Origin of the sequence: Paraburkholderia phenazinium (assembly GCF_900142845.1) — a bacterium.
Classification (GTDB): domain Bacteria; phylum Pseudomonadota; class Gammaproteobacteria; order Burkholderiales; family Burkholderiaceae; genus Paraburkholderia; species Paraburkholderia phenazinium_A.
The window spans coordinates 3,484,056-3,505,902 of the sequence record NZ_FSRU01000002.1 but is presented as its reverse complement, the minus strand read 5'-3'; the positions used below and the strand labels follow the sequence as shown (position 1 = coordinate 3,505,902).

34 protein-coding genes are annotated in these 21,847 nt (G+C 58.7%); all 34 read right to left on the bottom strand.

The features are described from left to right. Positions 1-188: 188 nt before the first annotated feature. Positions 189-581, bottom strand: coding sequence for a 50S ribosomal protein L17 (gene rplQ / locus BUS12_RS32820; protein WP_074262693.1), 393 nt, complete (start codon positions 579-581; stop codon positions 189-191). Positions 582-766: 185 nt separating this feature from the next. Further along, complete coding sequence (locus BUS12_RS32815; RefSeq protein ID WP_006052226.1) at positions 767-1,744, bottom strand: DNA-directed RNA polymerase subunit alpha; 978 nt, start codon at positions 1,742-1,744, stop codon at positions 767-769. 124 nt (positions 1,745-1,868) lie between these two features. Continuing rightward, entirely contained in the window at positions 1,869-2,492 is a 624-nt protein-coding gene (gene rpsD, locus BUS12_RS32810) for a 30S ribosomal protein S4 (RefSeq protein WP_074301423.1), read from the bottom strand. A gap of 154 nt (positions 2,493-2,646) precedes the next feature. Then, positions 2,647-3,051, bottom strand: coding sequence for a 30S ribosomal protein S11 (gene rpsK / locus BUS12_RS32805; protein WP_006052224.1), 405 nt, complete (start codon positions 3,049-3,051; stop codon positions 2,647-2,649). A gap of 28 nt (positions 3,052-3,079) precedes the next feature. Continuing rightward, positions 3,080-3,445 (bottom strand): 30S ribosomal protein S13, encoded by a 366-nt coding sequence (gene rpsM, locus BUS12_RS32800; protein WP_006052223.1) that lies wholly within the window; start codon positions 3,443-3,445, stop codon positions 3,080-3,082. A 41-nt stretch (positions 3,446-3,486) separates the two neighbouring features. After that, entirely contained in the window at positions 3,487-3,603 is a 117-nt protein-coding gene (rpmJ, locus tag BUS12_RS32795; protein WP_004199844.1) for a 50S ribosomal protein L36, read from the bottom strand. Between the two features lie 20 nt (positions 3,604-3,623). Further along, positions 3,624-3,842 (bottom strand): translation initiation factor IF-1, encoded by a 219-nt coding sequence (infA, locus tag BUS12_RS32790; RefSeq protein ID WP_004521905.1) that lies wholly within the window; start codon positions 3,840-3,842, stop codon positions 3,624-3,626. An 8-nt stretch (positions 3,843-3,850) separates the two neighbouring features. Further along, positions 3,851-5,197 (bottom strand): preprotein translocase subunit SecY, encoded by a 1,347-nt coding sequence (gene secY, locus BUS12_RS32785; RefSeq protein WP_074301422.1) that lies wholly within the window; start codon positions 5,195-5,197, stop codon positions 3,851-3,853. Between the two features lie 46 nt (positions 5,198-5,243). Continuing rightward, entirely contained in the window at positions 5,244-5,678 is a 435-nt protein-coding gene (gene rplO / locus BUS12_RS32780; RefSeq protein WP_074301421.1) for a 50S ribosomal protein L15, read from the bottom strand. A gap of 29 nt (positions 5,679-5,707) precedes the next feature. Beyond that, the gene (gene rpmD / locus BUS12_RS32775; RefSeq protein WP_007180126.1) at positions 5,708-5,890 is read right to left on the bottom strand and encodes a 50S ribosomal protein L30; all 183 of its coding nucleotides are present in this window, start codon (positions 5,888-5,890) and stop codon (positions 5,708-5,710) included. Between the two features lie 10 nt (positions 5,891-5,900). After that, positions 5,901-6,419 carry a 30S ribosomal protein S5 gene (gene rpsE, locus BUS12_RS32770; RefSeq protein ID WP_006052219.1) on the bottom strand — a complete coding sequence of 173 codons (519 nt, stop codon included), beginning with the start codon at positions 6,417-6,419 and terminating at the stop codon, positions 5,901-5,903. Between the two features lie 14 nt (positions 6,420-6,433). Beyond that, the gene (gene rplR, locus BUS12_RS32765) at positions 6,434-6,799 is read right to left on the bottom strand and encodes a 50S ribosomal protein L18 (protein ID WP_006052218.1); all 366 of its coding nucleotides are present in this window, start codon (positions 6,797-6,799) and stop codon (positions 6,434-6,436) included. Positions 6,800-6,811: 12 nt separating this feature from the next. Next, the gene (gene rplF, locus BUS12_RS32760) at positions 6,812-7,342 is read right to left on the bottom strand and encodes a 50S ribosomal protein L6 (RefSeq protein ID WP_074301420.1); all 531 of its coding nucleotides are present in this window, start codon (positions 7,340-7,342) and stop codon (positions 6,812-6,814) included. An 18-nt stretch (positions 7,343-7,360) separates the two neighbouring features. Further along, positions 7,361-7,756: a 30S ribosomal protein S8 gene (gene rpsH, locus BUS12_RS32755; RefSeq protein ID WP_074262699.1), complete on the bottom strand. Its 396-nt coding sequence runs from the start codon at positions 7,754-7,756 to the stop codon at positions 7,361-7,363. Between the two features lie 14 nt (positions 7,757-7,770). Beyond that, positions 7,771-8,076 carry a 30S ribosomal protein S14 gene (rpsN, locus tag BUS12_RS32750; protein WP_074262700.1) on the bottom strand — a complete coding sequence of 102 codons (306 nt, stop codon included), beginning with the start codon at positions 8,074-8,076 and terminating at the stop codon, positions 7,771-7,773. 7 nt (positions 8,077-8,083) lie between these two features. Then, on the bottom strand, positions 8,084-8,623 hold the full coding sequence (gene rplE, locus BUS12_RS32745; RefSeq protein ID WP_006052214.1) for a 50S ribosomal protein L5: 540 nt from the start codon (positions 8,621-8,623) through the stop codon (positions 8,084-8,086). A 17-nt stretch (positions 8,624-8,640) separates the two neighbouring features. Then, positions 8,641-8,949 (bottom strand): 50S ribosomal protein L24, encoded by a 309-nt coding sequence (rplX, locus tag BUS12_RS32740; protein ID WP_074301419.1) that lies wholly within the window; start codon positions 8,947-8,949, stop codon positions 8,641-8,643. 9 nt (positions 8,950-8,958) lie between these two features. After that, positions 8,959-9,327, bottom strand: coding sequence for a 50S ribosomal protein L14 (rplN, locus tag BUS12_RS32735; RefSeq protein ID WP_006052212.1), 369 nt, complete (start codon positions 9,325-9,327; stop codon positions 8,959-8,961). A 288-nt stretch (positions 9,328-9,615) separates the two neighbouring features. After that, on the bottom strand, positions 9,616-9,888 hold the full coding sequence (rpsQ, locus tag BUS12_RS32730; RefSeq protein ID WP_007180129.1) for a 30S ribosomal protein S17: 273 nt from the start codon (positions 9,886-9,888) through the stop codon (positions 9,616-9,618). Further along, positions 9,885-10,079, bottom strand: a complete 195-nt coding sequence (rpmC, locus tag BUS12_RS32725) for a 50S ribosomal protein L29 (RefSeq protein WP_007180130.1) — start codon at positions 10,077-10,079, stop codon at positions 9,885-9,887. The genes rpsQ and rpmC overlap by 4 nt, the downstream gene beginning before the upstream one ends. 10 nt (positions 10,080-10,089) lie before the next feature. After that, positions 10,090-10,506, bottom strand: coding sequence for a 50S ribosomal protein L16 (rplP, locus tag BUS12_RS32720; protein WP_074262702.1), 417 nt, complete (start codon positions 10,504-10,506; stop codon positions 10,090-10,092). A 2-nt stretch (positions 10,507-10,508) separates the two neighbouring features. Then, positions 10,509-11,315 (bottom strand): 30S ribosomal protein S3, encoded by an 807-nt coding sequence (gene rpsC / locus BUS12_RS32715; RefSeq protein WP_020070582.1) that lies wholly within the window; start codon positions 11,313-11,315, stop codon positions 10,509-10,511. A gap of 11 nt (positions 11,316-11,326) precedes the next feature. After that, positions 11,327-11,659, bottom strand: a complete 333-nt coding sequence (rplV, locus tag BUS12_RS32710) for a 50S ribosomal protein L22 (RefSeq protein WP_007180133.1) — start codon at positions 11,657-11,659, stop codon at positions 11,327-11,329. A gap of 7 nt (positions 11,660-11,666) precedes the next feature. Continuing rightward, the gene (gene rpsS, locus BUS12_RS32705) at positions 11,667-11,942 is read right to left on the bottom strand and encodes a 30S ribosomal protein S19 (protein WP_004199273.1); all 276 of its coding nucleotides are present in this window, start codon (positions 11,940-11,942) and stop codon (positions 11,667-11,669) included. A gap of 10 nt (positions 11,943-11,952) precedes the next feature. Continuing rightward, on the bottom strand, positions 11,953-12,780 hold the full coding sequence (gene rplB, locus BUS12_RS32700) for a 50S ribosomal protein L2 (RefSeq protein ID WP_074301418.1): 828 nt from the start codon (positions 12,778-12,780) through the stop codon (positions 11,953-11,955). A gap of 2 nt (positions 12,781-12,782) precedes the next feature. Beyond that, on the bottom strand, positions 12,783-13,097 hold the full coding sequence (gene rplW / locus BUS12_RS32695) for a 50S ribosomal protein L23 (RefSeq protein WP_074262705.1): 315 nt from the start codon (positions 13,095-13,097) through the stop codon (positions 12,783-12,785). Then, entirely contained in the window at positions 13,094-13,714 is a 621-nt protein-coding gene (gene rplD, locus BUS12_RS32690; RefSeq protein WP_074262706.1) for a 50S ribosomal protein L4, read from the bottom strand. Before rplD ends, rplW begins: the two co-directional genes overlap by 4 nt. Then, complete coding sequence (gene rplC, locus BUS12_RS32685) at positions 13,714-14,373, bottom strand: 50S ribosomal protein L3 (RefSeq protein ID WP_074301417.1); 660 nt, start codon at positions 14,371-14,373, stop codon at positions 13,714-13,716. The genes rplD and rplC overlap by 1 nt, the downstream gene beginning before the upstream one ends. A gap of 201 nt (positions 14,374-14,574) precedes the next feature. Continuing rightward, positions 14,575-14,886 (bottom strand): 30S ribosomal protein S10, encoded by a 312-nt coding sequence (gene rpsJ / locus BUS12_RS32680; protein ID WP_006998489.1) that lies wholly within the window; start codon positions 14,884-14,886, stop codon positions 14,575-14,577. Between the two features lie 137 nt (positions 14,887-15,023). After that, positions 15,024-16,214: an elongation factor Tu gene (tuf, locus tag BUS12_RS32675; protein ID WP_074262708.1), complete on the bottom strand. Its 1,191-nt coding sequence runs from the start codon at positions 16,212-16,214 to the stop codon at positions 15,024-15,026. A gap of 47 nt (positions 16,215-16,261) precedes the next feature. Continuing rightward, complete coding sequence (gene fusA / locus BUS12_RS32670) at positions 16,262-18,364, bottom strand: elongation factor G (protein WP_074301416.1); 2,103 nt, start codon at positions 18,362-18,364, stop codon at positions 16,262-16,264. A 133-nt stretch (positions 18,365-18,497) separates the two neighbouring features. Further along, on the bottom strand, positions 18,498-18,968 hold the full coding sequence (rpsG, locus tag BUS12_RS32665; protein ID WP_006053291.1) for a 30S ribosomal protein S7: 471 nt from the start codon (positions 18,966-18,968) through the stop codon (positions 18,498-18,500). Positions 18,969-19,148: 180 nt separating this feature from the next. Continuing rightward, positions 19,149-19,529 (bottom strand): 30S ribosomal protein S12, encoded by a 381-nt coding sequence (gene rpsL, locus BUS12_RS32660; protein ID WP_035935550.1) that lies wholly within the window; start codon positions 19,527-19,529, stop codon positions 19,149-19,151. Positions 19,530-19,748: 219 nt separating this feature from the next. Beyond that, a complete protein-coding gene (gene recQ, locus BUS12_RS32655) occupies positions 19,749-21,596 on the bottom strand; it encodes a DNA helicase RecQ (protein WP_074301415.1) in 1,848 nt (615 codons plus the stop codon). Positions 21,597-21,847: the final 251 nt, after the last annotated feature.

Here is a 21,847-nt window from a genome sequence, read left to right as displayed (position 1 = left end):
ATCACCGGAGTTGGTCGGCCGCAGGCGCCGGCCGGCGGGTGCGTGGCGTCACTTTGCCTACCCCTCGCGGTCTTTGGCATGCGGCTTCGCGGCCATCGCCGTCAGCGACGCGTTTTGTGTTCGTGTGTTTGCGTCGCCGGAAACAAAAAAGCCAGGCATTTGCCTGGCTTTTTCGCGGATGCAGGAGCTTATTCAGCTTCTTGCACTTCAACTTCTTCGACTTCCGGACGGTCCATCAATTCGACCAGTGCCATCGGTGCGTTGTCGCCGACGCGGAAACCGAACTTCAGGATGCGCAGGTAGCCACCCGGACGGTTTGCGAAGCGCGGGCCGAGCACGTCGAACAGCTTCGAGACGGAGTCACGATCGCGCAGACGGTTGAACGCCAGACGACGATTTGCCAGCGACGGCTTCTTGCCGAGCGTGATCAGCGGCTCGACGACTTTACGGAGTTCCTTCGCCTTCGGCAGCGTCGTCTTGATGACTTCGTGCTCGATCAACGAGTTGGACATGTTACGGAGCATTGCCAGACGGTGGCTGCTCGTGCGGTTCAGTTTCCGCAGACCATGACGGTGACGCATGTTAATTCCTTCGATTCAAAGTTTTGGTCCAGCTCTTCTATCGCGCTCGTCGAACCCAAAGGTTTGCGAGTGCACGGGCCGGTAGTGAAAAAAGGCAAGACGCGGATTTTAAAGGAAAATCCGCGTCCGTGCCAGTAGTGCAGCGGTGACTTTCGTCCCGGATGACTACTCGAATAAGCTTGCGCTTACTTATCCAGCCCAGCCGGCGGCCAGTTTTCGAGCTTCATGCCGAGCGTCAAACCACGCGACGCCAGTACTTCCTTGATTTCGTTCAGCGACTTGCGGCCCAGATTCGGCGTCTTCAGCAGCTCGTTTTCCGTGCGCTGGATCAGGTCGCCGATGTAGTAAATGTTCTCGGCCTTCAGGCAGTTCGCGGAACGAACCGTGAGTTCGAGATCATCCACCGGACGCAGCAGGATCGGATCGATCTGCGGCGCACGCGACGGCGCTTCAGCCGTAGCTTCCGTGCCTTCGAGAGCAGCGAACACCGACAGTTGGTCGACCAGAATGCGCGCCGATTGACGGATCGCTTCTTCCGGCGAAATCACACCGTTGGTTTCGATGTTCATCACGAGCTTGTCGAGGTCGGTACGCTGTTCGACACGCGCGCTTTCCACGGCATAGCTCACACGGCGAACCGGCGAGAACGACGCGTCCAGCACGATACGGCCGATGATCTTCGCCGATTCTTCGCCGTAACGACGCACGTTACCCGGCACATAACCGCGGCCCTTTTCGACCTTGATCTGCACGTCGAGCTTGCCGCCCTTCGACAGATGCGCAATCACGTGATCGGGATTGATGACTTCGCAATCGTGCGCGAGTTCGATGTCGCCAGCGGTAACAACGCCTTCGCCTTCCTTGCGCAGCGTAACCGTCACTTCGTCACGGTTATGCAGCTTGAAGACCACGCCCTTCAGGTTCAACAACAGGTTGACTACGTCCTCTTGCACACCGTCGAGCGTCGAATACTCGTGAACCACGCCTGCGATCGTCACTTCTGTCGGCGCATAGCCGATCATCGACGACAGCAGTACGCGCCGGAGCGCGTTACCCAAGGTGTGGCCGTAACCGCGTTCAAACGGTTCCATGACCACTTTCGCATGGCTCTCACCAAGCGATTCAACCGCGATGATCTTGGGCTTCAACAAACTGGTTTGCATAGGTTTTCCTTTTCAATACCCTCGGCTCGTTACACCGATAAGGCTGACCGGTAACAACCTGAAAATAAACAGCCGAGGCGCCCCCTTGCGCGACGCAATCAGGGTGCCCCGGCCGTCAATCCGATTACCGCGAATACAATTCGACGATCAGGCTTTCGTTGATATCGCCAGCGATATCGCTGCGTTCCGGCTTCGACTTGAACGTGCCTTCGAACTTCTTCGAATCGACAGCGACCCAGCTTGCCAGACCACCTTGTTCAGCCAGCGACAGCGCTTCGACGATACGCGCTTGCTTCTTCGACTGTTCGCGGACGGCGACGACATCACCTGCCTTAATTTGCATCGACGGGATGTTCGACACCACGCCGTTCACCGTGATCGCCTTGTGGCTCACGAGCTGACGCGCTTCAGCGCGCGTCGAGCCGAAGCCCATGCGATACACGACGTTGTCGAGACGCGACTCGAGCAATTGCAGCAGGTTTTCACCCGTGTTGCCCTTGAGGCGGTCGGCTTCAGCGAAGTAACGGCGGAACTGACGCTCGAGCACACCGTAGATGCGCTTCACTTTTTGCTTTTCGCGCAGCTGCGTGCCGTAGTCGGACGTACGGGCACCCGAGGTACGGCCATGTTGGCCGGGCTTGCTGTCAAGCTTGCACTTGTCAGCCAGCGAACGACGGGCGCTCTTCAGGAAGAGGTCAGTGCCTTCACGGCGGGACAGCTTGGCCTTAGGGCCGATATAACGTGCCACGTTGATTCCTTCTATGATTGATCACGCGAACTCGCGCTCGCGCTAGTCCGAACCCTTTGGGTCGAACGGTGGGCTTAGTCAATTCAATAACGCAAGCAGCCCGTCGTCGCCGGCACATAACCCGGCGGCAACAGGCGCAAGCGAAACCAGCGTCTTAGATACGACGACGCTTCGGCGGACGGCAGCCGTTGTGCGGTACCGGCGTCACGTCGGAGATCGCGGTGATCTTGATGCCAAGACCATGCAACGCGCGCACCGCGGACTCACGGCCGGGGCCGGGGCCCTTGATCCGCACTTCGAGGTTCTTCACGCCGTATTCCATCGCCACGCGGCCAGCCGATTCGGCTGCCACCTGGGCTGCAAACGGGGTCGATTTACGCGAACCCTTGAAGCCCTGACCACCCGAAGTTGCCCAGGCGAGTGCATTGCCTTGACGATCGGTGATCGTGATGATGGTGTTGTTGAACGACGCGTGAACGTGAACCACGCCCTCGGCGACGTTCTTCTTGACCTTCTTGCGAACGCGTTGCGCCGCGGAGTTGTTCGAAGCCTTAGCCATTACGTTTTCCTGTAACTGTCAGTTCCGCTTACTTCTTCAGCGATTGCGCTGCACGACGCGGACCCTTGCGCGTACGGGCATTCGTACGCGTGCGTTGGCCACGCAGGGGCAAGCCCTTACGGTGACGCACGCCACGATAGCAGCCGAGATCCATCAGCCGCTTGATGTTCATCGTCGTTTCACGGCGAAGATCGCCTTCAACGATGAACTTGCCGACTTCTTCACGCAGCTTTTCGAGGTCTGCGTCGTTCAGGTCCTTGACCTTCTTCGAAAATGCCACACCAGCAGCGACGCAAATGTCGCGCGAGCGCGTGCGGCCAATACCGTAAATCGCCGTCAGGCCAATTTCGGTATGCTGGTGATTCGGGATGTTAACCCCTGCGATACGAGCCATTGTTTTTCCTCAAACAAAAAGCGCAAGCAAAAGCGCGGCGTTCAGCCTTGACGCTGTTTGTGGCGCGGATCAGAGCTGCAAATCACGCGCACAACGCCTTTGCGCTTGATGATCTTGCAATTGCGGCAAATGCGCTTAACCGATGCCATCACTTTCATGATATTACCCTTTTTTCAAATCACTTCGCCCGGAACACGATCCGCGCACGCGACAGATCGTAAGGCGTCAATTCAACCGTCACCTTGTCGCCCGGCAGGATTCGGATGTAGTGCATCCGCATCTTGCCGGATATGTGTCCCAATACGACATGGCCGTTTTCCAGCTTCACCCTGAAGGTAGCATTAGGCAGGTTTTCGATGACTTCACCCTGCATCTGGATCACATCGTCTTTGGCCATAAGTCCTTTCAACGCATCGGGACGCCGCCGCCTTTGAAATTGGCTTTCTTCAGCAGCGATTCATACTGTTGCGACATAACGTACGACTGCACCTGCGCCATGAAATCCATTGTGACGACGACAATGATCAGCAGCGACGTTCCACCAAAATAAAACGGCACGTTCCAGCGCAGCACCAGAAATTCGGGCAGCAGACACACGAACACGATGTAGATCGCACCGGCCAGCGTCAGACGCGTGAGGATGCGGTCGATATATCGAGCCGTCTGATCGCCCGGGCGGATGCCTGGGACGAAAGCGCCGCTCTTCTTCAGGTTGTCGGCCGTTTCCCTGCTATTGAACACCAGTGCGGTGTAGAAGAAGCAGAAGAAGACGATCGCCAACGCGTACAACAACACATACACGGGTTGACCGGGCTTAAGGGCATCGGCCACGTTGTGCAGCGTGTCTGCGAACCAGCTGTTACGCGACCCCGAACTAAACCAGTTCAGGATAGTTGCCGGGAAGAGAATGATCGACGATGCAAAGATCGGCGGAATCACACCCGACATGTTCAGCTTCAGCGGCAGATGTGACGACTGCCCGCCGTAAATCTTGTTACCGACTTGCCGCTTCGCATAGTTCACGAGAATCTTGCGCTGGCCGCGTTCGATGAACACCACCAGATACGTCACGGCAGCAATCAGTGCAACCACGATAATCGCCGAGACGGGACCCATCGAACCGGTTCGCACCAGTTCGAACAGACCGCCGATTGCATTCGGGAAACCCGCCGCAATCCCGCCGAAAATAATGATCGAGATGCCGTTGCCAAGCCCGCGCTCCGTGATCTGCTCACCCAGCCACATCAGGAACATTGTGCCGGTCACTAGCGTTACGACCGTTGTCAGCCGGAACACCATACCCGGATCGATCACAAGGCCTTGCTGGTTCTCAAGCGCGACGGCAATGCCGAACGCCTGGAACGTCGCCAGCAGGACCGTAAAGACACGCGTGTACTGCGTAATCTTCCGTTGACCCGCCTGCCCTTCTTTCTTCAGCGCTTCCATTTGCGGCGAGACGATCGCCAGCAACTGCATGATGATCGATGCCGAAATGTACGGCATGATCCCAAGCGCGAAAATCGTGAACCGCGAAAGTGCGCCACCCGAGAACATGTTGAACATGCCAAGGATGCCACCCGACTGGCTTTGGAACAGCTTTGCCAGTTGGTCCGGATCAATACCCGGAACCGGAATATGCGCGCCGATACGGTAGACGACCAGCGCCAGCAGCAGGAACACTGCTCGCCGACGCAGATCACCGAACTTCGCCGCGCTTCGACCGGGTTTTGCGAGACTCGGGCTGTTAGCCAAGTACCTTCTCCGATGCAAATGCTAGTGACGGCAATCGACTTGCTCGTTACTCGGCAAAGGAGCCGCCAGCTGCTTCAATCGCAGCGCGCGCACCCTTCGTCGCACCCAGACCCTTCACAACGATCTTGCGCTTCAGTTCGCCCGTCGCGATGATCTTGGCGCTCTTGATCAGCTCGCCAACGAGACCGGCTTGCTTCAGAGCCAGCAGATCGATTTCGTCGACCGGCAGCTTTTCCAGATCCGACAGACGCACTTCACCGACGAATTCCTTCGTCAGCGAGGTGAAGCCCCGCTTCGGCAGGCGACGTTGCAGCGGCATTTGACCGCCTTCGAAGCCAACCTTGTGGAAGCCGCCCGAACGCGACTTCTGACCCTTGTGACCACGGCCAGCCGTCTTGCCGAGGCCCGAACCGATACCACGACCCACGCGACGCTTTGCGTGCTTCGAGCCTTCGGCCGGCTTCAGGTTATTCAATTCCATTATCAACTCCTTGAGTCCTGGTCAGCCGCTTAGCTGATGACCTTAACGAGGTACGAAACCTTGTTGATCATGCCGCGCACGGCCGGCGTGTCCTGCAACTCGCTAACCGAGTTGAGTCGGCGCAGACCCAAGCCACGCACCGTAGCACGGTGCGTTTCGCGGGTGCCGATCAGGCTCTTGACGAGCTGGACCTTGACAGTTTTATCAGACATGGTGTCCACCTTAGCCCAGAATATCTTCGACAGACTTGCCGCGCTTCGCCGCGATATCGCCCGGCGTCGACTGCTTGCGCAGACCGTCGAGCGTTGCACGAACGAGGTTGTACGGGTTCGTCGAACCGTGGCTCTTGGCCACAACGTTCTGCACGCCCATCACGTCGAACACTGCGCGCATCGGGCCGCCAGCGATCACGCCGGTACCGTCCTTCGCCGGAGCGAGGAGGACCATCGATGCGCCATGCTTGCCGTGCACTTCGTGTTGCAAGGTACCGTTCTTCAGCGGCACCTTGAACATGTTGCGGCGGGCTTGTTCCATCGCCTTCTGAACAGCGACCGGCACTTCCTTCGCCTTGCCTTTGCCCATACCGACGCGGCCATCACCGTCGCCAACCACGGTCAGTGCGGCAAAACCGAGAATCCGGCCGCCCTTCACAACCTTGGTCACGCGGTTGACCGAAATCATCTTTTCGCGCAGGCCGTCGTCGCGTTCGTCAGCCTGAACTTTCGCTTGCATCTTTGCCATGACGAATTCTTCCCTTAGAACTTGAGTCCGGCTTCGCGCGCCGCATCAGCCAGCGCTTTCACGCGGCCGTGGTAACGGAAACCCGAACGGTCGAAGGCGACGGATTCGATGCCGGCAGCCTTAGCCTTTTCTGCAATGCGCTTACCGATCAGCGTAGCAGCAGCGACGTTGCCGCCCTTGCCCGTTTGATCAGCCAGTTGCGCACGCACTTCGGCTTCGAGCGTCGACGCGCTGGCGAGCACCTTGGTGCCGCACGGCGAGAACACTTGCGCATAGATGTGCGTGTTCGTGCGATGCACGGCGAGACGCGCGACCTGCAGCTCAGCGATCTTGATACGCGTCTGACGAGCGCGGCGCAGGCGAGATTGAGTCTTATCCATGATTGCGCACCCTTACTTCTTCTTCGTTTCTTTGAGGATCACAACCTCGTTGGCGTAACGCACACCCTTGCCCTTGTAGGGCTCCGGCGGGCGATAGCCGCGCACTTCTGCAGCGACCTGGCCAACTTGTTGTTTATTGATCCCCTTGATCACGATTTCGGTTTGCGTCGGGGTTTCAGCCTTGACGCCTTCCGGCATCTGGTGCACCACAGGGTGCGAGAAACCCAGCGACAGGTTCAGCTTGTCGCCTTGCGCTTGTGCGCGGTAACCGACGCCAACCAGCGTCAGCTTGCGCTCGAAACCCTTCGTCACGCCGTTCACCATGTTCGCAACGAGTGCGCGCATCGTGCCCGACATCGCGTTCGCTTCGCGGCTTTCGTCAACCGGCTCGAACTTCAGCGTGCCGTTGTCGTTCACCACTTTTACGAGGCGGTTTGCAGCTTGCGTAATCGTGCCCAGCGGACCCTTGACGGTGATGCGTTCGTCGCTCAGGGCCACTTCCGCGCCTTGCAGCACGATCGGGCTTTTACCTACTCGAGACATGTTTCTCTCCTTTCGGCCTTAAGCGACGTAGCAGATGACTTCGCCGCCAACGCCCGTAGCGCGCGCCTTGCGGTCCGTCATCACGCCCTTCGGCGTCGACACGATTGCCACGCCGAGGCCATTCATGACCACGGGGATGTCGTTACGGCCGCGGTACACACGCAGACCAGGCTTCGAAACGCGTTCAATGCGTTCGATGACCGGACGGCCAGCGTAGTACTTCAACACGATGTTCAATTCCGACTTCGCACCTTCAGACTTCACTGCGAAATCGTCGATATAGCCTTCGTCCTTCAGGACCTGCGCGATCGCAACCTTCACTTTCGACGAGGGCATTTGCACCGAAACCTTCTCAACCATCTGCGCATTGCGGATGCGAGTCAGCATATCGGCGATAGGATCACTCATGCTCATTTACGTTTCTCCTATTACCAGCTCGCCTTGGTCAGGCCAGGGATCTCGCCGCGGAACGCGATTTCGCGAATCTTGTTACGCGCCAGCCCGAATTTACGGAACGTGCCGCGCGGGCGACCGGTAATTGCGCAACGGTTGCGCTTACGGGTCGGATTAGAGTTGCGCGGCAGTTGTTGCAGTTCGAGACGGGCTGCGTAGTGCTCTTCGTCCGACTTGCTCATATCGCCAATGATCGCCTTCAACTCATTACGCTTGGGAGCGTACTTTGCAGCGAGGCGAGCACGCTTCTTTTCACGTTCGATCAGTGCCAGTTTAGCCACGGTAACCTCAGTTTCTGAACGGGAACTTGAAGCTGGCGAGCAGAGCCTTTGCTTCGTCGTCGGTCTTCGCAGTTGTCGTGATGCTGATGTTCAGCCCACGCAGTGCGTCGATCTTGTCGTAGTCGATTTCGGGGAAAATGATCTGCTCTTTCACACCGATGTTGTAGTTGCCGCGACCATCGAACGCACGACCCGACACGCCACGGAAGTCGCGCACACGGGGGAGCGCAACCGTCACGAAACGGTCCAGAAATTCGTACATTGCCTGACCACGCAACGTGACCATTGCACCGATCGGATAGCCTTGACGGATCTTGAAGCCAGCGATTGCCTTGCGTGCCTTCGTGATCACCGGCTTCTGGCCAGCGATTTTCGTCAGGTCGCCAACGGCGTTTTCGATGATCTTCTTGTCAGCAACCGCTTCGCCAAGGCCCATATTCAGGGTGATCTTGGTGATGCGCGGCACTTCCATCACGGACTTGTAACCGAACTTCTCGATGAGGCCGGGTACAACCTTTTCTTTGTAAAACTCTTGCAAACGAGCCATTTTTTTACTCCGCAGCGTCAGGCGCTCAGCTCGGCACCGGTCGTCTTAAGGAAACGGACTTTCTTGTCTCCTTCGACCTTGATGCCTACACGCGATGCCTTGCCATTCGCGTCGACCAATGCGACGTTCGAAATTTGCAGCGGCATCGTCTTGGCTTCTACGCCGCCCGTCGTACCCTTCATCGGGTTCGGCTTGACATGCTTCTTGACGAGGTTGATGCCCTCGACAATGACTTTGTCTTCGCCAACGGACAGCACGATGCCGCGCTTGCCCTTGTCCTTGCCGGTGATGACGATAACTTCGTCACCTTTGCGAATCTTGTTCATCGCGACTCCTTACAGCACTTCCGGTGCCAGCGAAACGATCTTCATGAATCGTTCGCTACGCAACTCGCGCGTGACAGGCCCGAAAATACGGGTGCCAATAGGTTCGAGCTTGGCATTCAACAACACAGCGGCGTTGCCGTCGAACTTGATCAGCGAGCCGTCTTGACGACGAACGCCCTTGGCGGTACGGACCACCACGGCGTTATAAATTTCGCCTTTCTTCACGCGCCCGCGCGGCGTTGCTTCTTTGACGGTCACCTTGATGATGTCGCCAATGCTGGCATAACGACGCTTCGAGCCGCCGAGCACCTTGATGCACATGACTTCACGCGCACCCGTGTTGTCGGCCACTTCAAGCCGAGTTTCGGTCTGGATCATGGTTTATCATTCCCAACTTAATCCGGTCACACCACCATGGCGTACCCGGTCAGTCTTGGTCCCGTCAGCCAATCGGCTGCTTGGGTTAGAACAGCAGCGACGGCAAACGAAACCCGCCATCGCAATCCGGTGAATCCTTCGGAACAGACTGGCGCCTGAACCGCTTCCCCCACCAACTTCGCCCGCGACGGGGCTCCCACAAAGAGGGAAGACCGAGATTATAACAAATAATCTCGGTCTTGCAAGCGAAACTTACTGCGATTTCAACTACTTCTACAACTTGCGGCGTCAGATGACGCGAGCAGCCTCAACCAGGCGAGCCACAACCCAAGCTTTCGTCTTAGAAATCGGACGCGTTTCCTGGATTTCAACGAGGTCGCCCTCGTTGTACGTGTTCGCATCGTCGTGCGCGTGGTACTTCTTCGAACGCACAACGTACTTGCCGTAGATCGGGTGCTTCACGCGGTGCTCAACCAGCACGGTGACCGTCTTGTCCATCTTGTTGCTGACGACCTTGCCGACCAGCGTCCGCTTGAGCGAGGTTTTTACGCTATCGTTCATTTCTGGTTCGCCTTCTCAGTCAGGACGGTCCGCACACGTGCGATGTCGCGACGAACCTTCTTCAGCTGGCTCGTATTGGTGAGCTGCTGGGTCGCGAGTTGCATGCGCAGGCCGAATTGCGCCTTCAACAGGTCCGACAGCTCCTTGTTGAGCGCGGCCTGATCTTTCTGGTGAAGTTCGGAAGCCTTCATCATTTGCTCCTTAGGCGCCGAGCTGGCGAACGATAACGGTCGTCTTGAGCGGCAGCTTCGCTGCAGCCAGACGGAACGCTTCGCGTGCCAGTTCTTCGGTTACGCCGTCCATTTCGTACAGCATCTTGCCCGGTTGAATCTCTGCGACGTAGTACTCAGGGTTACCTTTACCGTTACCCATACGTACTTCAGCCGGCTTGTGCGAGATCGGCTTGTCCGGGAAGATGCGGATCCAGATACGGCCACCACGCTTGATGTGACGGGTCATTGCACGACGCGCCGCTTCAATCTGGCGCGCGGTCAAACGACCACGACCGATAGCCTTCAGACCGTATTCACCGAACGACACCGCGTTGCCGCGGGTAGCGATACCGGTGTTACGACCCTTCTGCTCTTTGCGATACTTTCTGCGTTTCGGTTGCAGCATCGTTATTCTCCAGTCTTCCCGTCACCGCCGGCACCGCCAGCACGACGGGGGGCGCCACGGCGTGCACCTGCCGGACCACCACCTTCACCATCGCGACGCGGACGGCGATCGCCACCCGGACGTGCGTTACGGCGCGGACGCTTTTCTTCGGCGACTTCTTCCACCACCGGTGCGTCGTTGCGGCCGAGCGTATCGCCCTTGTAGACCCACACCTTCACGCCGATGATGCCGTACGTCGTCTTCGCTTCCGAAGTTGCGTAGTCGATGTCAGCGCGCAGCGTATGAAGGGGCACGCGACCTTCGCGATACCATTCCGTACGGGCGATTTCGATGCCGTTCAGACGGCCAGCGCTCATGATCTTGATGCCCTGGGCACCCAGACGCATGGCGTTTTGCATTGCACGCTTCATCGCGCGGCGGAACATAATCCGGCGCTCGAGCTGTTGCGTGATCGAATCGGCGATCAGTTGCGCATCGGTTTCCGGCTTGCGGATTTCTTCGATGTTGACGTGGACCGGAACGCCCATGCGGCGTTGCAGTTCCGACTTCAGCAGCTCGATATCCTCGCCCTTCTTACCGATGACCACACCCGGACGCGAGCTATAAATCGTGATGCGCGCGTTTTTCGCCGGACGCTCGATAACGACGCGACCAACCGAAGCGTTCTTCAGCTTCTTCTTCAGGTATTCACGAACACCGATGTCTTCCTGCAACATCGCCGCGAAATTGTTGTTGTTCGCGTACCAACGCGACGCCCAATTGCGGCTGACGGCCAAACGGAAGCCAGTCGGATGAATTTTCTGTCCCATCGTATGACCCCTTAGTTACCGACCGTCACAGTGATGTGACAGGATTGCTTCTCGATGCGGTTACCGCGGCCTTTAGCGCGCGCGGTGAAACGCTTGAGAGAGGCAGCCTTGTCGATGTAGATGCTCGTGATCTTGAGCTCATCGATATCGGCGCCTTCGTTGTGCTCCGCATTCGCGATCGCCGACAGCACGACCTTTTTCACGATTCCCGCAGCCTTCTTCGGCGAGAACGTCAGAACGTTCAGCGCCTTGTCGACCGGCAAACCGCGGATCTGGTCAGCCACAAGGCGCGTTTTCTGCGCCGAGATGCGGGCACCGCGATGAATTGCTTTCACTTCCATCATGAGCCCCTTATTTCTTAGCCTTCTTGTCGGCCGCGTGACCCTTGAACGTCCGGGTCAATGCGAACTCGCCAAGCTTGTGGCCGACCATGTTTTCCGAGATGTACACCGGAACGTGTTGACGGCCGTTGTGCACGGCAATCGTCAGACCGATGAAATCCGGCAGAATCGTCGAACGACGCGACCAGGTTTTGATCGGCTTCTTATCACGCGAAGCTGCAGCCGCCTCAACTTTCTTCAGCAAATGGGCGTCGCAGAACGGACCTTTTTTTACAGAACGTGCCATTGCCTACTCCTTAACGCTTGTGACGGCGCTGGACGATCATGCTCGTCGTGCGCTTGTTGCTGCGGGTACGATAACCCTTCGTAGGCGTGCCCCACGGGCTCACCGGGTCGCGACCTGCAGCCGTCTTGCCTTCACCACCGCCGTGCGGGTGATCGACCGGGTTCATTGCAACGCCGCGCACCGTCGGGCGGATACCGCGCCAGCGGTTTGCGCCAGCCTTGCCGATTTGACGGAGGCTATGCTCTTCGTTGCCAACTTCACCAATCGTCGCGCGGCATTCAACGTGAACGCGGCGGATTTCACCCGAGCGCAGGCGGACCTGTGCGTAGGTACCTTCACGAGCCAGCAGCATCGCCGACGTACCAGCCGAACGCGCCATTTGCGCGCCCTTGCCCGGCAGCATTTCGATGCAGTGAATCGTCGTACCGACCGGAATGTTGCGAATCGGCAGCGTGTTGCCTGCGCGGATCGGAGCTTCCGAACCCGACATCAGTTGCTGGCCAACCGTCACACCCTTCGGAGCGATGATGTACTTGCGCTCGCCGTCTGCGTACAGAACCAGCGCGATGTTCGCGCTACGGTTCGGATCGTACTCAAGACGTTCGACCTTTGCCGGAATGCCGTCCTTGTTGCGACGGAAATCGACGACACGGTAGTGATGCTTATGACCACCGCCCTTATGGCGCGTGGTGATGTGGCCGTTGTTGTTACGGCCGGCGGTCGAGGATTGCGAGTCGAGCAGCGGTGCGTACGGCTTGCCCTTATGCAGATCCTTGTTGACCACCTTGACCATCGCGCGGCGACCCGGCGAAGTCGGCTTAACTTTAACGATTGCCATGATTACTTGGCCTCCGCTTCAAAGTTGATTTCCTGACCCGGCTTCAGGCAGACGTAGGCCTTCTTCACGTCCTTGCGCTTGCCCATGAAGCGGCCAAAGCGCTTGGCTTTGCCCTTCGAGACCAGCACGTTGACGGAATCGACTTCCACCTTGAACATCAGCTCAACAGCGGCCTTCACTTCCTGCTTCGTGGCATCCGGCGCGACTTCGAACACGACTTGCTCGTTCTTGTCGGCCACCAGCGTCGCCTTTTCGGAGATCACCGGCGCGAGCAGGACCTGCATCAAACGATGATCGTTCTTGCGAATCTCGCTCATGACAGCAACTCCTCGATCTGGGCGACCGCAGCCTTCGTGATCAGGATCTTCTTGAAGTAGATCAGCGACAGCGGGTCGGCGTAACGCGGCTCGACAACTGCCACATGGGCGAGGTTGCGCGACGCGAGGTACAGGTTTTCGTCAACCGTGTCGGTAATCACCAGCACAGATTCGAGACCCATCGCCTTGAATTTTTCGGCCAGCAGCTTCGTCTTCGGCGCTTCGAGCGTCAGCTCGTCAACCACCGAGATGCGGCCTTCGCGAGCCAGCTGCGAGAAGATCGAGCAGAGACCTGCGCGATGCATCTTCTTGTTAACCTTGTGCGAAAAGTTTTCTTCCGGCGAATTCGGGAAGATACGGCCACCGCCGCGCCACAACGGGCTCGACGACATACCGGCACGGGCGCGACCCGTGCCCTTTTGACGCCACGGCTTCTTGGTCGTGTGCTTGACTTGCTCACGGTCCTTCTGCGCGCGGTTACCGCTGCGTGCGTTAGCCTGGTAGGCCACCACAACCTGGTGAATCAGGGCTTCGTTGTAATCACGGCCGAACACGACGTCCGACGCGCTAACAGCTGCGCCTTCCTGACCATTGGCATTCAGGAGCTTAAGTTCCATTATTTCGCTCCTTTCACGGCGCGCGTCTTCACGGCCGGCGTCACGAAAACCTTGCCGCCCTTAGCACCCGGCACGGCACCCTTGACCAGCAACAGCTTGCGGTCGGCGTCGATACGAGCGATTTCGAGGTTTTGCACGGTTACCGTATCGTCACCCATGTGACCGGTCATGCGCTTACCCGGGAAAACACGACCCGGATCCTGCGCCATACCGATCGAACCCGGCACGTTGTGCGAGCGCGAGTTACCGTGCGATGCACGGCCGGATGCGAAGTTGTAACGCTTGATGGTACCGGCGTAGCCCTTACCGATCGACACGCCCTGCACGTCGACCTTCTGGCCTACTTCGAACAGTTCGGGACCAACCACGGTGCCGTTCGACAACTCGGCAGCCTTAGCGGCATCGATCTGGAATTCTTTGAGGATTTCACCGGCTTGAACACCGGCTTTGGCGAGATGACCGGCCAACGGCTTCGTCACACGCGATGCACGGCGCGTACCGAATGCAACCTGCACGGCGGTGTAGCCGTCGGTTTCAACAGTCTTGATCTGCGTCACGCGGTTGTCGGACACGTCCAGCACGGTAACGGGAATCGAATCCCCTTCAGCCGTGAAGATACGGGTCATGCCAACCTTGCGACCTACGAGTCCAAGGCTCATCGTTTTCTCCATTCCCGACTGCGATTGGTCGGGGCTAATTTACAAAATGCCGGTGCCGTTTCGGGCATGAATTCATGCCGCAGCACACCGACTTTTTTGCGCAAATGCGCGAAAAGCCTTGCATTATAGCGAGGCTTTTCGTTTTCCGCAAGCAATCAATGACTTAGCGATGTCCGGCGGACCCGACACCGCCTGAGAGCCTTATTGCAGCTTGATTTCCACGTCCACGCCAGCCGGCAGATCGAGCTTCATCAGTGCGTCGACGGTCTTGTCCGTCGGGTCAACGATGTCCATCAGGCGTTGGTGGGTACGGATTTCGAGCTGGTCGCGCGACGTCTTGTTGACGTGCGGCGAGCGCAGGATGTCGAAACGTTGAATGCGGGTCGGCAGGGGCACCGGACCACGAACGATTGCGCCAGTCCGCTTTGCCGTGTCGACGATCTCAGCTGCCGATTGATCGATCAGGCGATAGTCGAAAGCCTTCAGGCGAATGCGGATTTTCTGGTTCTGCATGACAATTCCTTGGAAAGAGCGAGGCGATGTTGCACCGCCAAATATAAAAAGAACGTAGGGCCGGACGCCCGCTGAGGGCGGGTGCCCGACCCCGGGCACCATTTACTGCAAATTACTGCAACCGCGAACCCTCGATTTTACTCGAGGATCTTGGCAACGACACCTGCGCCGACGGTACGGCCACCTTCACGGATGGCGAAGCGCAGACCTTCTTCCATCGCGATCGGGTTGATCAGCTTCACCGTGATCGACACGTTGTCGCCCGGCATGACCATTTCCTTGTCCTTCGGCAGCTCGATCGAGCCCGTCACGTCCGTCGTACGGAAGTAGAACTGCGGACGGTAGTTGTTGAAGAACGGCGTGTGACGGCCGCCCTCGTCCTTGCTCAGCACGTACACTTCTGCCGTGAAGTGCGTGTGCGGGTTGATCGAACCCGGCTTCGCCAGAACCTGGCCACGCTCCACGTCTTCACGCTTCGTGCCGCGCAGCAGGATACCCACGTTGTCGCCTGCCTGACCTTGATCCAGCAGCTTGCGGAACATTTCCACGCCCGTGCAGGTCGTCTTCACCGTCGGCTTGATACCGACGATTTCGATTTCTTCGCCGACCTTCACCACACCGCGCTCAACCCGGCCCGTCACCACCGTGCCACGACCCGAGATCGAGAACACGTCTTCCACCGGCATCAGGAACGCACCGTCAACTGCGCGCTCCGGCGTCGGGATGTACGTGTCCAGCGCGTCGGCCAGGTTCATGATCGCCACTTCGCCCAGCTCGCCCTTGTCGCCTTCCAGCGCCAGCTTGGCCGAACCCTTGATGATCGGCGTGTCGTCGCCCGGGAAGTCGTACTTCGACAGAAGTTCGCGAACTTCCATCTCGACCAGCTCCAGCAGCTCAGCGTCATCCACCATGTCGCACTTGTTCAGGAACACGATGATGTACGGAACGCCAACCTGACGCGCCAGCAGAATGTGCTCACGCGTTTGCGGCATCGGGCCGTCAGCGGCCGAGCACACCAGAATTGCGCCGTCCATCTGTGCCGCGCCCGTGATCATGTTCTTCACATAGTCAGCGTGGCCCGGGCAGTCAACGTGCGCGTAGTGCCGGTTAGCCGTTTCGTACTCGACGTGCGCCGTGTTGATCGTAATGCCGCGCGCCTTTTCTTCCGGCGCTGCGTCGATCTGGTCATACGCCTTCGCTTCGCCGCCGAACTTCGCGGTCAGCACCGTCGTGATCGCTGCCGTCAGCGTGGTCTTGCCGTGGTCAACGTGACCGATCGTGCCGACGTTCACGTGCGGCTTGGTCCGTTCGAATTTACCTTTAGCCATGTTTCTCTTCTTTCAAAAAGTTAATCGTTGAATGACTTGCCGCGCGCTTACTTCGACTTCGCGTTGATGATCGCTTCCGACACGTTGCGCGGTGCTTCCGAGTAATGCTTGAACTCCATCGTGTACGTTGCACGACCTTGGCTCAGCGAACGCAGCGACGTCGAATAGCCGAACATTTCCGACAGCGGCACTTCGGCGCGAACGATCTTGCCGCCGCCAATCATGTCTTCCATGCCCTGAACAATACCGCGACGGCCCGACAGATCGCCCATCACGTTGCCCATGTAGTCTTCCGGCGTTTCGACTTCCACAGCCATCATCGGTTCGAGGATGACCGGGCTTGCCTTGCGCATTGCTTCCTTGAACGCCATCGAACCGGCCATGCGGAACGCGTTTTCGTTCGAGTCAACATCGTGGTACGAACCGAACGTCAGGTGAACCTTCACGTCAACGACCGGGAAGCCTGCCAGCACGCCAGCCTTCAGCGTTTCCTGGATACCCTTGTCGACTGCCGGGATGTATTCACGCGGAATCACACCGCCCTTGATCTCGTCCAGGAACTCGTAGCCCTTGCCTTGCTCGTTCGGCTCGAGCGTGATGACCGCGTGACCATACTGGCCGCGACCACCCGACTGCTTGACGAACTTGCCGTCGACGTCTTCCGCCTTGCCGCGGATCGTTTCGCGGTAGGCAACCTGCGGCTTGCCAACCGTTGCTTCGACGCCGAATTCACGCTTCATCCGGTCGACCAGAATTTCGAGGTGGAGCTCGCCCATGCCCGAAATGATGGTTTGACCCGACTCTTCGTCCGTTTGCACGCGGAACGACGGATCTTCCTGAGCCAGACGGTTCAGCGCCAGACCCATCTTTTCCTGGTCGGGCTTCGTCTTCGGCTCAACAGCCTGCGAAATCACCGGCTCCGGGAAAATCATGCGTTCGAGCACGATCGGGCTTTGCGGATCGCACAGTGTATCGCCGGTCGTTGCGTCTTTCAGGCCGACTGCCGCAGCGATGTCGCCCGCGCGCACTTCCTTGATTTCTTCGCGCTGGTTTGCGTGCATCTGCAGAATACGACCCAGACGTTCCTTCTTGTCCTTCGTCGCGTTCAGCACCGTGTCGCCGGAATTCACCACACCCGAGTACACGCGGAAGAAGATCAGCTGGCCGACGAACGGGTCGGTCATGATCTTGAATGCCAGTGCCGAGAACTTTTCGTCGTCGGCAGCGCGGCGCTCACCCTTTTCACCGTTTTCCAGCTCACCGGTAACCGGCGGGATGTCGATCGGCGACGGCAGGAAGTCGAGCACGGCGTCCAGCATCCGTTGCACGCCCTTGTTCTTGAACGCGGTACCGCAGAGCATCGGCTGGATTTCGCAAGCGATCGTACGGTCGCGCAGACCCTTGACGATTTCCTCTTCCGTGAGCTCGCCCTCTTCGAGGTACTTGTTCATCAGCTCTTCGTTCGACTCAGCCGCAGCTTCGACCATCTTTTCGCGCCATTCGTTGCACGAATCGACGAGTTCTGCGGGGATTTCTTCGTACGAGAACTTGGTGCCCTGGGACGCGTCGTCCCAAATGATCGCCTTCATCTTCAGCAGATCGACCACACCCGTGAACGTTTCTTCAGCGCCGATAGGCACTACGACCGGAACCGGGTTGGCCTTCAGACGCAGCTTGAGCTGGTCGTAGACCTTGAAGAAGTTCGCGCCGGTACGGTCCATCTTGTTGATGAACGCGAGACGGGGAACCTTGTACTTGTTAGCCTGGCGCCACACGGTTTCCGACTGCGGCTGCACGCCGCCCACTGCGCAGTAAACCATGCACGCACCGTCGAGCACGCGCATCGAGCGCTCGACTTCAATCGTGAAGTCAACGTGGCCCGGGGTGTCGATGATGTTGATGCGGTGCTCAGCGCGGTCGCCAGCCATGCCTTTCCAGAAGGCCGTGGTAGCAGCGGACGTGATAGTAATGCCGCGTTCCTGTTCCTGCTCCATCCAGTCCATGGTGGCAGCGCCGTCGTGAACTTCACCAATCTTATGGTTCACGCCGGTGTAGAACAGAATGCGCTCGGTCGTCGTCGTTTTGCCGGCGTCGATGTGAGCGCTAATACCGATGTTGCGGTAGCGCTCGATAGGTGTCTTGCGAGCCACTTTGATCCTCTATGGGGATAACGCGATGCGAGAAGTACCCATCGCGCTGTAACACAAACGGGCGAGGCGCTTTATAAGCGCACCCGCCCGGAATTTCTTCCCGATTTCTTCGGCTAACCCGGGGTCGGGAAGCTTAGAAACGGAAGTGCGAGAACGCCTTGTTGGCTTCTGCCATCCGGTGAACTTCGTCGCGCTTCTTCATCGCGCCGCCACGGCCTTCGGCCGCTTCGGAGAGCTCACCTGCCAGACGCAGGGCCATCGACTTCTCGCTGCGCTTTTTCGCAGCTTCGCGCAACCAACGCATCGCCAATGCCATACGACGCGACGGACGCACTTCGACCGGAACCTGATAGTTCGCACCACCAACGCGACGGCTCTTCACTTCGACCACCGGCTTCACGTTGTTGAGCGCTACCGTGAACACTTCCAGCGGGTCCTTGCCACCCTTGGTCTGGATCTGTTCAAAAGCGCCGTACACGATACGCTCGGCAACCGACTTCTTGCCGGAGAGCATCAGCACGTTCATGAACTTGGCTACATCTACGTTACCGAACTTCGGATCCGGCAACACTTCCCGCTTGGGGACTTCGCGACGACGCGGCATGTTTCTTCCTTTGACTTTTCAGTTGGAGCTATTTTTTAGCTCCGCGGCCACCAACTAACCCGATTCATCTCTAACGACTTACCAGCCTGGTCGGGTGACCACTTACTCGACAGCACCGGCGATTCCGGCACCACCGCTAATACCGCCTTTGCAGGCGACCTAAACTGCTCGACCGGCTAATTACTTGCCGGCTTTTGCGCGCTTCGCACCGTACTTCGAGCGAGCTTGCTTACGATCCTTGACGCCCTGGGTATCCAGCGAGCCGCGAACCATGTGGTAACGCACACCCGGCAAGTCCTTCACACGACCGCCGCGAATCAGCACGACCGAGTGTTCCTGCAGGTTGTGGCCTTCACCACCGATGTACGAAATGACTTCGAAGCCGTTCGTCAGGCGCACCTTGGCGACCTTACGAAGTGCCGAGTTCGGCTTCTTCGGCGTCGTGGTGTACACACGGGTGCACACGCCGCGACGCTGGGGGCAGTCCTGCAAAGCCGGGCTCTTGCTCTTCACTGTTTCCGAAGCGCGGCCTTTGCGAACCAGTTGATTGATGGTTGGCATTGTTTATTCCTGAAATTGAACAAAATCGACGCAAATCTTTCTGGGCAAAGCAGAAACGATTGCGCATCGAACTTCCGGTGCGAATTGCCAGCGCGCGAGCTCACTTGCGTTTGCCCCGCTCAACGGCATTCCAAGAACCGGAACCTAGCATAATATTCCGAAAATGCTAAGCGAGTCAACAGGTTGCAAGGATTTGACGCTTCCGGGACCTGCAAGCACCTAGTCGGCACTCACCACTTCCAGCAATTCCCAGCCGAAGCGATCCAGTTTGCGCGCACCCATACCCGGGATGCCGCGCAGATCTTCGATCGAACCGGGGCCGTTGCGGGCGATTTCCGCCAGCGTGGCGTCGTGGAAGATGACATAAGCCGGCACGCCATCGGTCTTCGCCGTCTCCGTGCGCCAGGCGCGCAAGCGGTCCCAACGGGCCCGTTCGCGCGGCCCCATGCCGATGGTTGGATCGGCGCGCTCGCTGGTGCGCCCGGACGACTGGCGCGTGCGCGTGGGCTTCACGTAGCGGCGCATGGTGACGTTCTGTTCGCTTTTGAGCACCGCCTTGCTCGCCTCGGTGAGCACCAGCGATCCGTAGCCCTCATGGTCGACCGTCAGATAACCGAACGCCACGAGCTGACGGAAGATGGCACGCCACTCGGGCTCGCCGAGCGCGGCGCCAATGCCGAAGGTGGTCAGCTTCTCGTGGCCGCGTTGCAGGATCTTCTCGCTGCGGTTGCCGCGCAGGATGTCGATCAGATGCCCTGCGCCAAAGTGAAATCCGCTCGCCCGCTGCGCGCGAAACACGCAGGACAGCGCCATTTGCGCCTCACGCGTGGCATCCCACGTGTCGGGCGGCTCGAGGCACGTATCGCAATTGCCGCAGGGTTTGCTCGTTTCGCCGAAATAGTTGAGCAGGCGCACGCGGCGACACGTCGCTGCTTCGCACAGGCCAAGCAGCGCGTCGAGCTTGCCGGTCTGTACGCGCTTGTGGGCATCGTCCGCGTCGGACTCGTCGATCATCTTGCGCTGTTGCACCACGTCGCCAAGGCCATAGGCCATCCATGCGTTGGCCGGCATACCGTCGCGGCCTGCGCGGCCGGTTTCCTGGTAGTACCCTTCCACGCTCTTCGGCAAATCGAGGTGGGCGACAAAGCGCACGTCCGGCTTGTCGATACCCATGCCAAAGGCGATCGTCGCGCACATCACGATGCCCTCCTCGCGCTGGAACATCTCCTGATGCTTCTGGCGAATCTCGAACTCCATGCCCGCGTGGTAAGGGAGCGCCCGCATGCCCTTTTCTTTGAGCCACTCCGCGGTTTCTTCCACCTTCCGGCGCGACAGGCAATAGACCACACCGGCATCGGTCGTGCCGTCAGGCTTCGAGTGTTCTGCGCGAATGAAGTCGAGCAGTTGCGTGCGCGCATTGTCCTTTTCGACGATGCGATAGCGGATGTTCGGCCGATCGAAGCTGGAGACAAAGACTCGCGCGTCGTCCAGCGCCAGGCGGTGGATGATCTCGTCCCGCGTGATCGCGTCGGCAGTCGCGGTGAGCGCGATGCGCGGCACATTCGGAAAACGCTCGTGCAGCACCGACAGCTGAATATATTCGGGCCGGAAATCGTGTCCCCATTGCGATACGCAATGCGCTTCATCAATGGCGAAGAGGCCGATGCGCGTACGCTCCAGCAGCTCCTGGAAGCGCGACGTCATCAACCGCTCCGGCGCGACATAGAGAAGATCGATCTCGCCCTCGCGCAACGCACGCTCGGTTGCGGCGGCTTCGGGGCCGGACAGCGTCGAATTCAGATACGCCGCCCGCACGCCGACTTCCTTGAGCGCCGCGACCTGATCCTGCATCAGCGCGATCAAAGGCGACACGACGATGCCGGCGCCGAGTCCTGCCTCCCGGCGCACGAGCGACGGAATCTGGTAACACAGCGATTTCCCACCGCCCGTTGGCATCAGCACGAGACAATCTCCGCCGCCGGCGACGTGCTCGACAATTTCGCCTTGCTGCCCTCGGAACGCGGGATAGCCAAATACTTCGTTGAGGATTTCGAGCGGACGGGACATGAATTTGAGAGAAGCAGCGTGATGCCGGTGACACGAATTTTACCAACGCATTCGCGCTGCGCCCGCGCTTTCCCGCAACGTTAGCCAATCGGCCTATAAATCGGCGAAAGAAAGCGCGACAAACACGACCGCCGTACATGGGACAGGAGTCAGTGCTAAAGCACTCACTCCTGTCGGCAAAAAAAAGCCGCTCAGTCGAAACTGAGCGGCTTCGCTAGCTGGTGAGCCCGAGCGGCTTGCGCCGCGGGGAC

What these genes read in the sequence shown, in the direction of transcription:
- rplQ (WP_074262693.1), bottom strand. Translation starts at nt 581, where the DNA reads ATGCGTCACCGTCATGGTCTGCGGAAACTGAACCGCACGAGCAGCCAC.
- BUS12_RS32815 (WP_006052226.1), bottom strand. Translation starts at nt 1,744, where the DNA reads ATGCAAACCAGTTTGTTGAAGCCCAAGATCATCGCGGTTGAATCGCTT.
- rpsK (WP_006052224.1), bottom strand. Translation starts at nt 3,051, where the DNA reads ATGGCTAAGGCTTCGAACAACTCCGCGGCGCAACGCGTTCGCAAGAAG.
- rpsM (WP_006052223.1), bottom strand. Translation starts at nt 3,445, where the DNA reads ATGGCTCGTATCGCAGGGGTTAACATCCCGAATCACCAGCATACCGAA.
- rpmJ (WP_004199844.1), bottom strand. Translation starts at nt 3,603, where the DNA reads ATGAAAGTGATGGCATCGGTTAAGCGCATTTGCCGCAATTGCAAGATC.
- infA (WP_004521905.1), bottom strand. Translation starts at nt 3,842, where the DNA reads ATGGCCAAAGACGATGTGATCCAGATGCAGGGTGAAGTCATCGAAAAC.
- rplO (WP_074301421.1), bottom strand. Translation starts at nt 5,678, where the DNA reads ATGGAATTGAATAACCTGAAGCCGGCCGAAGGCTCGAAGCACGCAAAG.
- rpmD (WP_007180126.1), bottom strand. Translation starts at nt 5,890, where the DNA reads ATGTCTGATAAAACTGTCAAGGTCCAGCTCGTCAAGAGCCTGATCGGC.
- rpsE (WP_006052219.1), bottom strand. Translation starts at nt 6,419, where the DNA reads ATGGCAAAGATGCAAGCGAAAGTTCAGGCTGACGAACGCGACGACGGC.
- rplR (WP_006052218.1), bottom strand. Translation starts at nt 6,799, where the DNA reads ATGGATAAGACTCAATCTCGCCTGCGCCGCGCTCGTCAGACGCGTATC.
- rplF (WP_074301420.1), bottom strand. Translation starts at nt 7,342, where the DNA reads ATGTCTCGAGTAGGTAAAAGCCCGATCGTGCTGCAAGGCGCGGAAGTG.
- rpsH (WP_074262699.1), bottom strand. Translation starts at nt 7,756, where the DNA reads ATGAGCATGAGTGATCCTATCGCCGATATGCTGACTCGCATCCGCAAT.
- rplE (WP_006052214.1), bottom strand. Translation starts at nt 8,623, where the DNA reads ATGGCTCGTTTGCAAGAGTTTTACAAAGAAAAGGTTGTACCCGGCCTC.
- rplX (WP_074301419.1), bottom strand. Translation starts at nt 8,949, where the DNA reads ATGAACAAGATTCGCAAAGGTGACGAAGTTATCGTCATCACCGGCAAG.
- rplN (WP_006052212.1), bottom strand. Translation starts at nt 9,327, where the DNA reads ATGATCCAGACCGAAACTCGGCTTGAAGTGGCCGACAACACGGGTGCG.
- rpsQ (WP_007180129.1), bottom strand. Translation starts at nt 9,888, where the DNA reads ATGAACGATAGCGTAAAAACCTCGCTCAAGCGGACGCTGGTCGGCAAG.
- rpmC (WP_007180130.1), bottom strand. Translation starts at nt 10,079, where the DNA reads ATGAAGGCTTCCGAACTTCACCAGAAAGATCAGGCCGCGCTCAACAAG.
- rplP (WP_074262702.1), bottom strand. Translation starts at nt 10,506, where the DNA reads ATGCTGCAACCGAAACGCAGAAAGTATCGCAAAGAGCAGAAGGGTCGT.
- rpsC (WP_020070582.1), bottom strand. Translation starts at nt 11,315, where the DNA reads ATGGGACAGAAAATTCATCCGACTGGCTTCCGTTTGGCCGTCAGCCGC.
- rplV (WP_007180133.1), bottom strand. Translation starts at nt 11,659, where the DNA reads ATGATGGAAGTGAAAGCAATTCATCGCGGTGCCCGCATCTCGGCGCAG.
- rpsS (WP_004199273.1), bottom strand. Translation starts at nt 11,942, where the DNA reads ATGGCACGTTCTGTAAAAAAAGGTCCGTTCTGCGACGCCCATTTGCTG.
- rplB (WP_074301418.1), bottom strand. Translation starts at nt 12,780, where the DNA reads ATGGCAATCGTTAAAGTTAAGCCGACTTCGCCGGGTCGCCGCGCGATG.
- rplW (WP_074262705.1), bottom strand. Translation starts at nt 13,097, where the DNA reads ATGAGCGAGATTCGCAAGAACGATCATCGTTTGATGCAGGTCCTGCTC.
- rplD (WP_074262706.1), bottom strand. Translation starts at nt 13,714, where the DNA reads ATGGAACTTAAGCTCCTGAATGCCAATGGTCAGGAAGGCGCAGCTGTT.
- rplC (WP_074301417.1), bottom strand. Translation starts at nt 14,373, where the DNA reads ATGAGCCTTGGACTCGTAGGTCGCAAGGTTGGCATGACCCGTATCTTC.
- rpsJ (WP_006998489.1), bottom strand. Translation starts at nt 14,886, where the DNA reads ATGCAGAACCAGAAAATCCGCATTCGCCTGAAGGCTTTCGACTATCGC.
- tuf (WP_074262708.1), bottom strand. Translation starts at nt 16,214, where the DNA reads ATGGCTAAAGGTAAATTCGAACGGACCAAGCCGCACGTGAACGTCGGC.
- rpsG (WP_006053291.1), bottom strand. Translation starts at nt 18,968, where the DNA reads ATGCCGCGTCGTCGCGAAGTCCCCAAGCGGGAAGTGTTGCCGGATCCG.
- rpsL (WP_035935550.1), bottom strand. Translation starts at nt 19,529, where the DNA reads ATGCCAACCATCAATCAACTGGTTCGCAAAGGCCGCGCTTCGGAAACA.
- recQ (WP_074301415.1), bottom strand. Translation starts at nt 21,596, where the DNA reads ATGTCCCGTCCGCTCGAAATCCTCAACGAAGTATTTGGCTATCCCGCG.